The organism is Mucilaginibacter sp. FW306-07-L (genome assembly GCF_058782065.1).
This window is the reverse complement of the sequence record NZ_JBYSXI010000002.1, coordinates 32,494-44,903: the sequence shown is the minus strand read 5'-3', so window position 1 is coordinate 44,903 and position 12,410 is coordinate 32,494. Positions and strand designations below refer to the sequence as shown.

Below are 12,410 nucleotides of genomic sequence, written 5' to 3'. Positions count from 1 at the left end.
GTTAATTATCCTATCACTTCGTTAATGCTCATCTCCCTGACCTCTTTAACCTCGTTAGGGCGGCCGTTTTTAAAGGCTTTACGTGGGGTAAGGCCTAACAGTTCAAACATCGCCATATCATCCGCAAAAGCCGGATTTGGCGTGGTCAGTAATTTTTCGCCGGCGAATAAGGAGTTAGCGCCTGCCATAAAACAGAATGCCTGTTCAATGGTACTCATTTCTGTACGGCCTGCTGAAAGGCGTACCACCGTGCGTGGCATAATAATACGGGCAGTGGCTATCATGCGTACCATATCCCAAATGGCTACACGCGGCTGATCGGCCAAAGGCGTGCCCTTTACAGGTACCAGCGCGTTGATCGGCACTGATTCCGGGTGCTTAGGCAGGTTCGACAGGGTTTTCAGCATCGATATGCGATCCTCAACCGTTTCGCCTAAGCCAATAATGCCACCGCTGCATACGGTGATCTTAGCTTTACGTACGTGTTCCAGCGTTTGTAAACGATCGTCATACGTACGGGTTGTGATAATGCGCTTGTAATCATCCTCTGAGGTATCCAGGTTATGGTTGTAGGCGTATAAACCCGCATCGGCCAAACGTTGTGCCTGGCTTTCAGTAAGCATACCCAGGGTACAGCAAACTTCCATATCCAGTTCATTAACGGCTTTCACCATATCGATCACCTTGTCAAAGTCGCGGTTGTCGCGCACTTCGCGCCAGGCGGCACCCATACAAAGGCGCGATGCACCACCGGCTTTAGCCCTTTCAGCAGCGGCAACCACTTCGTGCTTGGGCATCATGGCGTGCACTTCAACACCGGTATTGTAACGGGCGGCTTGCGGGCAATACGCGCAATCCTCGGTACAGCCACCTGTTTTAATGGATATTAACGAACTTATTTGTACTTCTGAATAATCTTGATTTTCGCGGTGAATAGTAGCCGCGCGGTAAACCAGGTCAAGCAATGGCGAGTGGTAAATCTCGGCAATTTCTTCCTGTGTCCAGTTATTTCTTACCTCTGTCATCTCTTCAATTTTGATGGTTCAAATTTATAATAAAAGCTTTGAAGCTACCCATAAAGGCAGCAAAAAACCAAAACAATCTGTAAATGTGGTTATTATGATGGATGATGCCACCGCCGGATCAATGCCGACCCGTTTAAGTATCAATGGTATGGATGCCCCGGTAATGCCCGCGATGAGCAAATTGCACGTCATTGCTATAAAAAGTACCAAACCGAGCATCGGGTTGGCATCATAAAATAAGGCCACCAGCAGCACGATCAGGCCGTTGGATGCACCGTTGATCATACCCACCAATAACTCCTTTAAAACGGTACGGTAAGCCTGGTTATCGGTCAGGTCGCTTAGTGAGATACGCCTTACTGTAACGGCCAGCGCCTGGGTAGCCGCGTTGCCGCCCATACCGGCTATAATGGTCATGTAGGCCGACATGATGGGGAGCGCCTTTACCGTATCATCAAAACTGCGGATGATGGATGCTGCCAGGAAAGCCGTGCCCAGGTTGATCACCAGCCAGGGCAGGCGGCTCTTTACCGCGTCCTGCCAGCTACCGCTCAGTTCCTCATCTTCTGATACACCGGAGATCTTCAATATATCCTCGGTGTTCTCCTCCTGCATTACGTCAATAATATCATCGATGGTAATGCGGCCGAGCAGTTTCATGTGTTCGTCAACCACGGGGATACTGTTGATGTTATATTGCTGTATCAGGCGGGCAACTTCTTCCTGGTCAACATCAGCCTGTACATGTACAAACTCGGTAACCACCAGTTCGCTCACCATAACATCATGGCGCGCTTTAATAATGTTTTTGAGTGATACGATGCCTTGCAGTATATCATGATCATCAACCGCGAAAATGGTATAAAACTCCTCCTGCTCTTCAGATTGGCGAATGATGGCATCAAGTGCCTCCATTTTGCCCAGCTTAACGTTTACCGTGGTTACATCAGTGGTCATCAAGCCACCGGCTGTATCCTCGGCGTAGCTTAAAAGGGTACGTATGTTGCTGGCATCCTCGTGGTCAAGGTCGCTTAATATTTCCTGCTGTTCATCCTCGTCAAGCTGGGCAATAATATCGGTGGCTACGTCATCATCCAGCTCCTCAACAATCTCGGTACGCTTTTCGGGGTCAAGGTTAATTAATATATCTTCCGGGTGATGCTCCTCGTCCATCTCGGCAATAACATCCGAGGCAAAGTCGGCCGGGAGTACGGAGATGATTTTTTCCTTAGCTTCCTGCGGCAGTTTTTCAAACAGTATGGCAATCTCCGAGGCATGGTACTCATTCAGAATTTTCTCTAAATCAGCATCATTACCTTCAAGCGCGGCTTTTATGCGCTGAAGGTCGGTTTTATCAAGTTCAAAGGATTGCATACCTGCCTAATGTAGCTAAAATAGTAGCTATATAAAAATAAAAAAGGCGGTAATAAACCGCCTGCGATAATGAATGCTGTTAGTAGTTAAGCTACTTTTTTTAGCTTGTAAGAGGTATTTTCATGGTTGATCACTAATTCATCCAACCCAACAGATTCAACCATTATGCGGCGCTCGCCGGAGCGGTCGTAGTTGTGGACAACCAGGCAAAGGCCGTTATCCGTACGCATGATGCGGAAAGGTGATACAATGGTGCCGGATATTTTGGCATCCTTAAAATAGCTGATCTTTAAAAGATGGCGCACAAAGTCAAACTCAAATCTTTTCTCATTTTCGAGATAAATTCCCAAAGGCAGGCTGTTCATGTTTAAATAGGTAATTTATGATTAATGAACAGGGTTTCCCGCACTAATGTTTTACGGTATATAACTATTTTTGAGCCTGATATGATTAAGCCTGTTTAGTTCTGATGCAGGAACTTAACTTTCACGCCTTCAATGCCGTTTAACCGGCCAAGCACTTTATTAACCCCTTGTTGCCTGATGGATAGAGTGATGCTGCATTGATTGTCAAAAGCCTGCTCGAGCACTTCCGTATCCTCATCTTTAACAATGCGCATCACATCGTTCATCTGCAAATAATCAAAGTTGATGCGGTAAACATCATTAACTGTTTTTTGTACGATGGTTGCCAGTTTGATAGCTTCTTCGGTAGCGGTTTTGTAGGCGTTAATTAGTCCCGGTACACCCAGCAAGGTGCCGCCAAAGTAACGTACCACCACTACAAATAGGTTGGTGATATTGTGCGATAGCAGGGTGTTTAATATAGGCCTGCCCGCAGTGCCCGATGGCTCGCCGTCATCATTTAAACGAAAGATGGAACGGTCGGGCGTTAAGCGCAATGCCCAGCAATGATGGCGGGCTTTGGGGTGTTCGTGCTTTACCTGCGCCAGCAAAGCTTTAACCTCATTTTCGGATTTTATAGGGAATAGATAACCAATGAACTTACTGCCGCGATCGCTGAATACGCCCTCGGCGGGTTTTTCAATGGTTTGGTAGGTATCGTCAAAAAGCATCAGGGGAAAATTTAAAAGGCCGTGGCGTTCAATAAAATTCTTAACCGGTCGTCACCCACGGCTTCCTCTGAGTGTAGCGTGCCGCTGATTGTAGGCGCTTTAATTCCGCTGATCAGGCTGTTGCTGCCGGTAAATATGCGTGCCTCATCCCACAGGCCGGCCTCAATAAAGCTATTCAGTGTATGCACGCCACCCTCAATAATAACCGACTGCACATCCTGCATGTAAAGCTGAAACATCATATACTGTGGCACAAAGCGGTCAAAATCCTCCAGGGCGATGTATTTGATGTTGCCGTCAATATCCGTCTTAATCTCATTGAATATCATCGTCTCCACAGATCGATCGAACACGTGCAGCGAATGGTCAAGATCCAAACGGCGGTCAATGATCACACGTTTTGGCGATTTGCCCTGCCAGTAACGTACGTTCAACTGCGGGTTATCAATGGCAACGGTGTTTTTTCCGGCAAGTATGGCATCTTCCTCGCTGCGCCATTTGTGTACCAGTTTGCGTGCTTCGGTGCCGGTTATCCAGTACTGGCATTTATCGGCAGGGGCGAAAAAGCCTTCGTGCGTTTGCGCCCACTTTAAAATAATATAAGGGCGGTGTTTTTGTACCCGTGTAAAAAAGCGGCGGTTAAGCCACTGGCATTCCTGCTCTAACACGCCGGTTTCAACATCGATACCGGCGGCTATTAATTTTTCGATGCCTTTGCCATCCACCTGCGCAAACGGATCGCGGCAGCCAACTACTACTTTGGGTATGTGATGCTTGATGATGAGATCAGCACAGGGCGGTGTTTTGCCATGATGCGCGCAGGGCTCCAAGGAAACATAGATGGTTGCCTGTGCTAACAGTTCGGCATGGTTGGGATATTTGGCGATAACACTGTTTATGGCGTTTACTTCGGCATGAGGCCCGCCATAGCGCTGGTGCCAGCCCTCGCCGATTATAGTGTCGTTATGTACGATCACCGAGCCAACCATAGGGTTGGGGCTAACCGCCCCGGCACCTAAACCTGCCAGTTGCAGGCAGCGCTGCATATATTTTTGATGCCCAAGCATGGTGCAAAAGTAGCTTTTATGTTACTTTGTTGCATGGAAACTGTAAAGGATGTGTTCAATAATTTCAGGCAAAGGCTCGCAGCGGTGTATGATGCGCAAGAAAGAGAGGCGCTTACCCTCGCCGCCGTTGCCGAAGTAACACAACTGGGCCGGGCGGGTATCAAAGCATTTCCGGAGCGTGAACTGAGTGACGAACAGGCTGCAACGCTTAATGATATAGCCACCCAACTGCAAAGCGGTAAACCTTTACAGTACATTTTAGGCAAGGCCGAATTTTATGGTTTAACATTTAATGTAAACCCATCAGTCCTTATTCCGAGGCCCGAAACGGAGGAACTGGTGGAGTGGGTCATTCAGTCAGTGGTCAATGGTCAATGGTCATTGATGCAGCATGTAAATATATTAGATATTGGTACGGGGAGTGGCTGTATCGCTATCAGTTTGAAGAAGAATCTGGCAGCCGCTATAGTGTCGGCTATGGATATTTCGGCTGATGCCTTACAAACAGCAAGGAGTAATGCAGCGCTCAATGGGGCAGAGGTGAATTTTATGGCGACGGATATACTTTCGGCAGTGCCGGATGCGGCGAAGTATGATATCATAGTATCTAACCCACCCTATGTTACTTCGGTTGATAAGGGGCAGATGCATACCAACGTTACCGATTTTGAACCGCATACCGCGCTTTTTGTGCCCGATGAAGAGCCGCTGTTATTTTACAAAGCCATAGCCGACTATTCGTTGCTGAGCTTAAAGAAGCCAGGTATGCTTTTCTTTGAGATCAACGAAAGTTATGGTGCCGAAACGGTGGAGATGTTAGCGAAAAAAGGCTACAAGGATATTGAGCTAAGAAAGGATATGAGCGGCCGAAACCGTATGATAAAAGCGTTGTTATAGTGTTGCTATTGGGTTATTTACCAGTAATTTAATGGCGATTAAATTAAACTGCTTTTTAACACACCACCATCATGAAAAAAACACTGCTGCTCATCGGCATTGTGCTGGCTGCTGCTGCGCGATTGCCGGCACAGATCATAAAAGGTAACTATGCCATAAAAAATGCCGAAACCGGATTGCTGCTTCGCGTAAAGGATGCCAATAGCAAGAATGGTACGCCGCTGGTTTCCTACTATCCGCAAAACTGGAAGTGCATGACCTGGGCTTTTAAACACAAGGACGGCAATACTTACCAATTGCAAAACCTGTTCACGCATAAAACTTTCCAGCCGCAGGCGGCACCTGCCGCTAATGTATCGCTCGAAGAGCAACCCCTGGCCGCTGATGCCGACAATCAGCAGTATGAATTTGTAGCTGCCGGTAAGGATAGTTACTTAATTAAGTTGAAAGGCGCTGATCTGTATTTAACACCCGGTGATAAACAAGGTGAGGCTAATGTGTCGGTAGTGTTAGCCCAAAAGGATGGCGGCAAGCACCAGCTTTGGACAATTTACCAACAGGCACCAAACATGTAACCGTTCATCAGCATGAAGATAAAAATATTATTGGTTGCGGTGGCGGCGGTAGGTTTACTTGCCGCGAGCGGTTTTACACATCAGGATAAAAATACGGTAGATCAATTACAGCAATCGGGTTACAAAATAGATACGCTGGCCACCAATTTGGTAGTGCCCTGGCAAATTACCTTTTTGCCTGATGGTGCAATGCTTTTTACCGAGCGGGCAGGGCGTGTACGTTTATACCGTGCCGGTAAGCTTTTGCCCGAGTCAGTCTTTACAGTTGACGACGTAGCCGCCGACCGTAAGATGGGGCTTTTAGGTTTAGTGCTACATCCCGATTTTAAAAAGAACGGGTTTATATATGTCGCCAGTAATTATACCCGGCAAGGCGATATGAAGCTGAAAGTAGTACGATATATATTTAAGGCCGGTAAGTTTCAAAATCCGCTTGCCATTATTGAGGGCATCCCGGCCAATCAAAACCATACCGGTTGCAGGCTGGTTTTCGGGCCCGACCGTAAATTGTACATAACCGCCGGTGATGCCGATAAACCCGCCCAGGCGCAGGATTTGAAAGCGTTGAACGGAAAGATACTCCGCGTAAATGATGATGGCTCCATACCGGCTGATAACCCTTTTGCAAAAAATGATACCGCCCGCAGGCAAATATGGAGTTACGGGCACCGCAATCCGCAGGGGCTGGCCTTTCAGCTCGGTACCAATACATTGTTTGATACCGAGCATGGCCCTACGGGCGGAGATGAGGTGAACATTATCCATAAAGGCGAAAACTATGGCTGGCCGGTTATTCATCACAAGGATACGCGCCAAGGTATGAATACGCCATTGCTTGAATATACGCCCTCTATCGGTCCTGGTGAAGCGATGTTTTACAACGGCAATGCTTTCCCGGAGTTAAAGGGCGATCTGCTGGTGGCTTGCTTGCGTGGCGAGGGGATATTGCATTTTAAGCTGAAAGGCACACAAGTAGTAAGCCAGGAAATGCTATTTAAAAAACAGTTTGGGCGTATACGCTCATTGGTTACCGGGCCCGATGGTAGCTTATACCTTTCTACCTCAATGGTTGATATGCCCGAAAGTAAAGGCAACCCACCGTTTGATATGATCATTCGTATCAGCCTAACAGCCAAGCAACACCGGTTTCCGGCGGAGCCAATTGCCGGTAATTCGGTAGCAGCTAATGTTAAGCCAACAACGGCACAACTATTCCAGCAACTTTGTGCAGCCTGCCATGGCGATAAATTGCAGGGGACGGAAAAAACCAAAGCGTTAGCAGGGGGTAACTTTGCTCACGGCAGCGATAAAAAGTCGGTAGTGAATAACATAACCAACGGGATAACGCAAAAAGGCATGCCCGCCTGGCATGGCGCTATCAGTGATTCCGATATTGATAAACTGGCGGATTTTATATTGACAACCGCTAAAAAGCCTTAACCTATTATTCCTGCCAGCTCTTAATAAAATTATAAATTACTAAAAATATTAGTAATTTTGTTTGGGATGAATTTAGAGCGGATAACAGAAAAGCTTAATATACTGGCTGATGCAGCTAAGTACGATGTATCATGCGCGTCAAGTGGTAGTAAGCGAAAAAACGAGAATAAAGGTTTAGGTAATGCCAGTAACGGGATTTGCCATTCCTATACCGAGGATGGGCGCTGTGTATCGTTATTAAAAATACTGCTGACCAATCATTGCATTTTTGATTGCGCCTATTGTGTCTCGCGCAAGAGCAATGATATTAAGCGCGCCGCCTTTACCGTGCAGGAGGTGGTTGACCTCACTATCAACTTTTATCGCCGTAATTATATCGAAGGCTTGTTTTTGAGTTCAGGTATTTTTAAGGATGCCGATACCACAATGGAGCGCCTGGTGCAGGTGGCTAAAAAGCTGCGCACCGAACATAAGTTCAATGGCTATATTCATTTAAAATCAATCCCCGGTGCCAGCGACGAATTGATGCGGGAGGCAGGCCTGTATGCCGACAGGCTCAGCGTAAACCTGGAAATGCCTACCGAAGAAGGATTGAAACTTTTGGCTCCGGATAAGGACAGGAAAGATATGATACAGCCGATGGGCTTTTTGCATAACGAGATCATTCAGCGTAAAGAAGAAAAAAAGCTGTTTAAAAAAGCGCCCATCTTTGCCCCGGCAGGCCAAAGCACGCAGGTTATCATTGGAGCTACCGACGAGGACGACCGCGCCATCCTTTATTCTGCCAGTCATTTTTATAAAAATTTTAACTTAAAGCGGGTTTATTATTCAGGTTATGTACCCGTATTGGCCGACAGCCGCTTGCCCGCCTTAAACACCGCTGTGCCCATGGTGCGCGAAAATCGACTGTACCAGGCCGATTGGCTGATGCGCTTTTACGGCTTTAAGGTGAACGAGATCGTAAACAATGATCAAAAGCATCTCGACCTGGATATCGATCCTAAATTAAGCTGGGCCTTGCGCAATATGCATGTGTTCCCCGTTGATATTAATAAAGCTGATTTGCAGGTTATCCTGCGCATTCCCGGTATCGGCTTGCTATCGGCACAAAAAATAGTAAGTGCCCGTAAGTTCAATAAACTTAACTGGGATCATATTAAAAAACTGGGCGTAGCGGTTAACCGTGCCCGTTACTTTATTACCTGCAACAGCAACGCTTATGAGCGGCGCGACCTGACCGGCACACGAATTAAGCAATTCATACTGGCCGAATCGCAAAGTAAATACCTCAAAAATAAACCCGATCAGCTAAGCCTTTTTTAACATGACAACCACCTTAGTTTATGATGGTACGTTTGAGGGCTTGCTTACCGCCGTGTTTGAGGTATATGAGCATAACCTGCAATACGTAAAGCTGGTAAAAGGCGAATGGCGCAGCACCGCGCTGTTTGATGACGTAATGCAAATTATTACAGACGAACAGCGATACGGCCGGGTATTAAAGGGCCTGCAAAAAAATCTGTCGCCTAACGGGATGCAGCGCTTGTATGTGGCTCACCTGGCAAACATTGATGATGCCGACGCGGCGGTGTTGGGGTACATTCGCTATGTGTTTGACGCGAAGGAAAACATCGAAGAGGATTACGGCAACCGCTACGTAATGCGCGTATCAGAAATTGTGAAAATGATGCGCCGCGAAAAGCACCGGATGGAAGCCTTTGTACGTTTCCAGAAATTGCAGGATGGTCTGTTCTATTCCGTTATCGAACCTGATTTTAACGTGCTGCCCATGCTGATCCGCCATTTTAAAAACCGTTATGCCGATCAAAAGTGGATGATCTATGACCTGAAAAGAAAGTACGGTATCTATTACGATCTGCATCAGGTTGAATATATGGAGATGGATTTTAGCGAAGGGCAGGGGGCAGGCAACGTTATCAATTCATTTACTGATGATGAAGATGGCTACCAGCATTTATGGAAAAACTATTTTAAAAGCGTGAACATCGCATCCCGCAAAAACACCAAACTGCACATCAGGCATATACCTAAACGCTATTGGAAGCATTTAACCGAAAAGATTTAGCAAAACAAACCGATACTTTTTTGTGTGTTGTAAAAGCTTGTTAATCAATAAATTTGCTACTTTTGTAAAATTAATACTTAAGCCTGATGAAACGCTTTTTACTCATTTGCTCTGTATTGAGCATGTTGTTTTTCTCCTGTAAAAAGGATAAAACAGCCAGTCCTGCACCCTCTGATAACAAAACGTACCCGATAACTTTTAATGTATCGGGTTTTGGACAAACTTATGTACCATTAGGCTTGGGCGGCAATTCCGATAAAAGTACAAATGCCACTGATACCATACCGGTAACAAGTTTGAACTATTCTCTTTATAAAGATTCATCATTAACCCCTATAGTTTCTAAGAGCGTTAAAAAAACAGAAGCTGGCTTTGGCATTTTTAAAGAAAACTTGCCTCCGGGTAACTATACTATAGTGTTTACAGGCGAATCTCAACCGGCTTATCCTGTAGTAACAGGCATAACAACCTATAATAACACAGAAATTTTCTACAAAAAGATAAATTTTGCAGTCACAACCTCAGCCATATCACAAAGTGTGGAATTAGAAAGGCTTAGTAGTCAATTAGTACTTAATATTAATGATGCTATACCTGTTAATACCAAAAAGATAACAATTGATTTTCGCACTTTCAATTATAACTATAGGTTAGGTATAAAAGAAGATGGTTATGGATTCAGAACAGAAACATTTATGTTAACAGCCGCTGATGAAGGAAAAAACAATTATCGGCACACAATCAACCTGCTTGCAGATAGTGTGCCTTTTAAGGTCACTATTAAATATTTTAAGACTAATTTGACAACGCCTACAGGTAGTGTAACAGTTAATGATGTGGTATGTAAACCTAATGTCAGAACCATACTTTCGGGTAATTTATTTACCAACGATCCACCTTTAGGTGGATCTGAAAATTTCACTTTAACCATTGACCCCACCTGGAATACTCCGGTAACTACCGAATTTTAATAGATATATCATGAAAAACAACATACTGATATTTGCGATGATATGTTTTGCCATCCTATCATGCAAAAAAGAAAATAAGGTAAAAGAGCAGCCTGATGATGGTAAGTTATATCCTGTTGAATTTACTATCAGCGCATTTACACAAGAGCAAGAGCCAATAAACAATTCAACAAGTAAAAGATTACTTGCAGATACTCCTTTAAGGTCACTTACTAAACGTATTATTTATACTATTTACAAAACAGATGGTACACCATTAAAAACCCGCAGAAATATAAAAAATACTGAGGCTGATTATAATAAATTTAAAGATAGCTTGGTCGCTGGTGAATATGTGGTAACCTCTTTAGGCTATGACCAAACTAATAGCAGTTATGGAATAGATGTAAATGATGTTTTTACACTTGGAGGGCGTGTCTTTCAACCTATGGAATGCACTATTTTTTATAAAAGAATAAGCTTAACAGTTGCATCAGGTGGTATTAATTCAAGAGCGGTTAATTTAGATAGGGTTACTGCCGGATTGCAGGTAATAATAAAGGATTCTATACCGCCGGCGGTAACAAGTTTAAGAGTTAATTATGAAGATTATAATGGATTTTCAGTATTCAAAAATATGCCTGTTCAAAATTGGGACTTTGAAAATCCGCCTGAATATAGCAGAATAGATCATTCTTTTGCTAATCCGGTAACTGTTGGTAAAGTAAATTCAACAACCCCGGTTTGGCCATACATTCTTAATACTGAAACACCGATGAAAATTGAAATCATGGCTCAAAATGCCTCAGGAGGTATAATTGCTTTGAAAACAATTTATAATGTTCGGTTTTATCGAAATACTAAAACCATTTTAACAGGCAGGTTATTCAGTAACGATCCTTCAGGTACCGGTAACGCAGGCTTTCAAACAACTTTTAAAACTGCGTTTGATGCAGATAGCATAGTTAAGAATTTTTAAGTTAAAGGAAATGAAAAACGTAAGTAAAATTATTTGTTTGATGTTGTTTTTTGGCACTGCATGCAAAAAGCAAGGTGATGTGAAACCTGTTGAAAATAATGCAACAGTGCCCGTAAAATTTACGGTTACTAATAACAGCGTTTTAAATAACGCGGATGGAATGAAGGTCAACAACCTGAAAAATTATGCCTTGGCTGATCATGCCAAGGTATTATTTTATAACGTATACAATAGTGCAGGCAATCAGGTAACCCAACTTAGGCAATCAGTTTCTGATGCAGGCTTTGGTGTAATTAATGATAATTTACCGGCAGGCACTTATACCGTTGTTATATCAGCCGGTGGTACTGATTTAGAACAGGGGCAGGACAATTTAAACGGTGTCTATTATCCGCTTAGCAGCATATTTTATATTCCAAAACCAAATACATATCCAATTTGGGGTGATACTTTTTACAAAAAAATATCCATTCAGGTGTCAAATTCACCTATAGAGCAGCCGGTTGTTTTAGATCGTATAGTATCACAATTTGAAATAGTAGCTACAGACGCTATTCCGGCTAACGCTACAAAAATTATTGTGAAATATAATGATGAGGCTATATATTATGATTTGTTAGAGGATAAGGCTGTTTTTGATGAAGATAGTGATAACAGCCGTAGTTTTATGGTTGCAATACCTGATTCGGTAAAGGGTACTACTAACTTTACTATCAAAAAAATAACAGCGAATATAACCAAACCGCTCACCATTCGTGTAATCAGTTATGGTGCTAACAATGCTATCATTAAGGAAGCTATTATTCAAAATGTAGTTTGTGAAAAAAATAAACGCACTATTATATCAGGCAAGTTATTTGGTGCCAGCACCTCTACTTTTCAGTTGGGAGTAGATTCGGTTTGGCTGCCTGATGAAACAATAAATTTTTAATAACCACGATA

13 protein-coding genes are annotated in these 12,410 nt (G+C 44.0%); 8 read left to right on the top strand and 5 right to left on the bottom strand.

Annotation, left to right across the window (positions count from 1 at the left end; all coding sequences use genetic code 11):
- Positions 1 to 5: 5 nt before the first annotated feature.
- The 5 genes from bioB to ribD all read right to left on the bottom strand — a co-directional run bounded on the left by bioB (position 6) and on the right by ribD (position 4,541).
- A complete protein-coding gene (bioB, locus tag AC3WJC_RS10395) occupies positions 6 to 1,025 on the bottom strand; it encodes a biotin synthase BioB (protein ID WP_492399034.1) in 1,020 nt (339 codons plus the stop codon).
- Between the two features lie 24 nt (positions 1,026 to 1,049).
- Complete coding sequence (mgtE, locus tag AC3WJC_RS10390) at positions 1,050 to 2,399, bottom strand: magnesium transporter (protein WP_492399033.1); 1,350 nt, start codon at positions 2,397 to 2,399, stop codon at positions 1,050 to 1,052.
- An 86-nt stretch (positions 2,400 to 2,485) separates the two neighbouring features.
- On the bottom strand, positions 2,486 to 2,764 hold the full coding sequence (locus AC3WJC_RS10385) for a hypothetical protein (RefSeq protein ID WP_492399032.1): 279 nt from the start codon (positions 2,762 to 2,764) through the stop codon (positions 2,486 to 2,488).
- 95 nt (positions 2,765 to 2,859) lie between these two features.
- Positions 2,860 to 3,474 (bottom strand): IMPACT family protein, encoded by a 615-nt coding sequence (locus AC3WJC_RS10380; RefSeq protein ID WP_492399031.1) that lies wholly within the window; start codon positions 3,472 to 3,474, stop codon positions 2,860 to 2,862.
- Positions 3,475 to 3,485: 11 nt separating this feature from the next.
- Positions 3,486 to 4,541: a bifunctional diaminohydroxyphosphoribosylaminopyrimidine deaminase/5-amino-6-(5-phosphoribosylamino)uracil reductase RibD gene (gene ribD / locus AC3WJC_RS10375; RefSeq protein WP_492399030.1), complete on the bottom strand. Its 1,056-nt coding sequence runs from the start codon at positions 4,539 to 4,541 to the stop codon at positions 3,486 to 3,488.
- A gap of 33 nt (positions 4,542 to 4,574) precedes the next feature.
- On the opposite strand from ribD, the gene prmC reads away from it, so the two are divergent.
- The 8 genes from prmC (at position 4,575) to AC3WJC_RS10335 (ending at position 12,399) form a co-directional block, all read left to right on the top strand.
- Positions 4,575 to 5,438 (top strand): peptide chain release factor N(5)-glutamine methyltransferase, encoded by an 864-nt coding sequence (gene prmC, locus AC3WJC_RS10370; RefSeq protein WP_492399029.1) that lies wholly within the window; start codon positions 4,575 to 4,577, stop codon positions 5,436 to 5,438.
- Between the two features lie 71 nt (positions 5,439 to 5,509).
- Entirely contained in the window at positions 5,510 to 6,013 is a 504-nt protein-coding gene (locus AC3WJC_RS10365; RefSeq protein ID WP_492399028.1) for an RICIN domain-containing protein, read from the top strand.
- Positions 6,014 to 6,025: 12 nt separating this feature from the next.
- Complete coding sequence (locus tag AC3WJC_RS10360; RefSeq protein ID WP_492399027.1) at positions 6,026 to 7,453, top strand: PQQ-dependent sugar dehydrogenase; 1,428 nt, start codon at positions 6,026 to 6,028, stop codon at positions 7,451 to 7,453.
- A gap of 66 nt (positions 7,454 to 7,519) precedes the next feature.
- Entirely contained in the window at positions 7,520 to 8,776 is a 1,257-nt protein-coding gene (locus tag AC3WJC_RS10355) for a putative DNA modification/repair radical SAM protein (RefSeq protein WP_492399026.1), read from the top strand.
- Position 8,777: 1 nt separating this feature from the next.
- Positions 8,778 to 9,539: a TIGR03915 family putative DNA repair protein gene (locus tag AC3WJC_RS10350; RefSeq protein ID WP_492399025.1), complete on the top strand. Its 762-nt coding sequence runs from the start codon at positions 8,778 to 8,780 to the stop codon at positions 9,537 to 9,539.
- 86 nt (positions 9,540 to 9,625) lie between these two features.
- Complete coding sequence (locus AC3WJC_RS10345; protein ID WP_492399024.1) at positions 9,626 to 10,510, top strand: hypothetical protein; 885 nt, start codon at positions 9,626 to 9,628, stop codon at positions 10,508 to 10,510.
- 10 nt (positions 10,511 to 10,520) lie between these two features.
- Entirely contained in the window at positions 10,521 to 11,468 is a 948-nt protein-coding gene (locus AC3WJC_RS10340; RefSeq protein WP_492399023.1) for a hypothetical protein, read from the top strand.
- A 10-nt stretch (positions 11,469 to 11,478) separates the two neighbouring features.
- On the top strand, positions 11,479 to 12,399 hold the full coding sequence (locus AC3WJC_RS10335; protein ID WP_492399022.1) for a DUF6562 domain-containing protein: 921 nt from the start codon (positions 11,479 to 11,481) through the stop codon (positions 12,397 to 12,399).
- Positions 12,400 to 12,410 lie beyond the last annotated feature (11 nt).

Excerpts from the sequence above, each read along its gene's own strand:
- AC3WJC_RS10385 (WP_492399032.1), bottom strand. The coding sequence starts at position 2,764 with ATGAACAGCCTGCCTTTGGGAATTTATCTCGAAAATGAGAAAAGATTT.
- AC3WJC_RS10345 (WP_492399024.1), top strand. The coding sequence starts at position 9,626 with ATGAAACGCTTTTTACTCATTTGCTCTGTATTGAGCATGTTGTTTTTC.
- AC3WJC_RS10380 (WP_492399031.1), bottom strand. The coding sequence starts at position 3,474 with ATGCTTTTTGACGATACCTACCAAACCATTGAAAAACCCGCCGAGGGC.
- AC3WJC_RS10355 (WP_492399026.1), top strand. The coding sequence starts at position 7,520 with ATGAATTTAGAGCGGATAACAGAAAAGCTTAATATACTGGCTGATGCA.
- ribD (WP_492399030.1), bottom strand. The coding sequence starts at position 4,541 with ATGCTTGGGCATCAAAAATATATGCAGCGCTGCCTGCAACTGGCAGGT.
- AC3WJC_RS10335 (WP_492399022.1), top strand. The coding sequence starts at position 11,479 with ATGAAAAACGTAAGTAAAATTATTTGTTTGATGTTGTTTTTTGGCACT.
- AC3WJC_RS10340 (WP_492399023.1), top strand. The coding sequence starts at position 10,521 with ATGAAAAACAACATACTGATATTTGCGATGATATGTTTTGCCATCCTA.
- bioB (WP_492399034.1), bottom strand. The coding sequence starts at position 1,025 with ATGACAGAGGTAAGAAATAACTGGACACAGGAAGAAATTGCCGAGATT.
- mgtE (WP_492399033.1), bottom strand. The coding sequence starts at position 2,399 with ATGCAATCCTTTGAACTTGATAAAACCGACCTTCAGCGCATAAAAGCC.
- AC3WJC_RS10360 (WP_492399027.1), top strand. The coding sequence starts at position 6,026 with ATGAAGATAAAAATATTATTGGTTGCGGTGGCGGCGGTAGGTTTACTT.
- AC3WJC_RS10350 (WP_492399025.1), top strand. The coding sequence starts at position 8,778 with ATGACAACCACCTTAGTTTATGATGGTACGTTTGAGGGCTTGCTTACC.
- AC3WJC_RS10365 (WP_492399028.1), top strand. The coding sequence starts at position 5,510 with ATGAAAAAAACACTGCTGCTCATCGGCATTGTGCTGGCTGCTGCTGCG.
- prmC (WP_492399029.1), top strand. The coding sequence starts at position 4,575 with ATGGAAACTGTAAAGGATGTGTTCAATAATTTCAGGCAAAGGCTCGCA.